This is a genomic window from Ferrovum sp., from assembly GCF_027317285.1.
Classification (GTDB): domain Bacteria; phylum Pseudomonadota; class Gammaproteobacteria; order Burkholderiales; family Ferrovaceae; genus Ferrovum.
This window is the reverse complement of sequence record NZ_DAHVHV010000115.1, coordinates 1-1,171: the sequence shown is the minus strand read 5'-3', so window position 1 is coordinate 1,171 and position 1,171 is coordinate 1. Positions and strand designations below refer to the sequence as shown.

Below are 1,171 nucleotides of genomic sequence, written 5' to 3'. Positions count from 1 at the left end.
GGGATTCCGAGGAAAGCGTCAGTCGGCAATGCCGTAAAATTTTCAACCGAAGGGGATACGCGTTGTGCCATGATTCTCTCCAAATAGCCCCGAAGTGAGGCATTGGAGACAATCTAGCGCGTTGTTTTTACTATGAAAATTCCCGTTATCGGATGACGTGATATTTATTATTCAATCATCAGGTGTTAGTTTTTTTCACAGGTGGCCTTCCTGTTCTGAATTTGTGGTTCGGAAGGGCCTCTTTCGCCCATCCGCGCAAAGTGTGTTTCCCTCGGTATTTTTGCCGGAACCAGGCAAGTTCCGGGGCCTCGATGATGCTCCCTATCGTCTGGCCCGGCTTATGGATTTTTTTGACGATTCCGATAAAATCCTGTCTGTCTTGATGATCTTCGCGGTTTTTGTACCCGTCCTGAATCGTGGTCAATTTCTCCACTACGGGTTTGTGCGCCTTTTCGTCGGCTTCTTTCTGGATGATTGAAAGGTGGATTGATGCCCGTGGACTGAGCGGATTTTCCCTGGCGTATTCCTGAAAAGACGACGTGCCGTGAGTGTGCATGGCATCATAATATCTTTCGGCCTCCTGCCTGACTTTAGGAATATCGAGGAAGTACTTCACCGCTCTCTTCGCGCCTTCCGGGTTTTCCTTCACCCATGCACTGAGGGACAACGCCGTGATTTTCATTTCGAGTTTAAGCCGTTGCTCAGGGGTCATATTCCCCCGGCTGTCCCATTCGGCTTGGACCTCTGCTTCGAGTTCCTTTTCAAACTCGAGTTCGTCTTGTTCGCTCATGCTTGCTTCCCCCGAATCTGGATTACCTGCCCCAACTCTGGCGCTGGTAGTTGGTCTGGCGCTGGTGACCGACAAAAGTTTGCCCATTCCTGCATCAGGTGCCTCCGTTTCTTGAACAGATCACCGCGACGATATGCGGCCTCCACCTTGTTGACGATGGTGTGTGCCAGCGCCTGTTCTGCCACCTCTCTTGGGTAAGCGGTCTGCTCTGAACACCAATCCCGGAAAGTGCTACGGAAGCCATGAGGAACGATCCCTAGACCGCTCTGCTCATCAGTCCAAGGTGCCAGTCCTTCCCGTTCCCTGCGCTCGTTGATCCGTCGGCATACTGCGGAAATGGACATATCGGAAAGAGGCGTTCCGCGCTCCGAAGGGAATAAC

Annotated in this window: 2 protein-coding genes; both read right to left on the bottom strand. The window is 51.9% G+C overall.

The genetic code is table 11. From position 1 onward, the window contains the following. Positions 1–178: 178 nt before the first annotated feature. Complete coding sequence (locus M6F29_RS11780; protein ID WP_298160138.1) at positions 179–790, bottom strand: hypothetical protein; 612 nt, start codon at positions 788–790, stop codon at positions 179–181. Beyond that, the coding region (locus tag M6F29_RS11775; protein ID WP_524537735.1) for a tyrosine-type recombinase/integrase at positions 787–1,171 on the bottom strand (385 nt) is incomplete at its 5' end. The genes M6F29_RS11780 and M6F29_RS11775, both read right to left, overlap by 4 nt.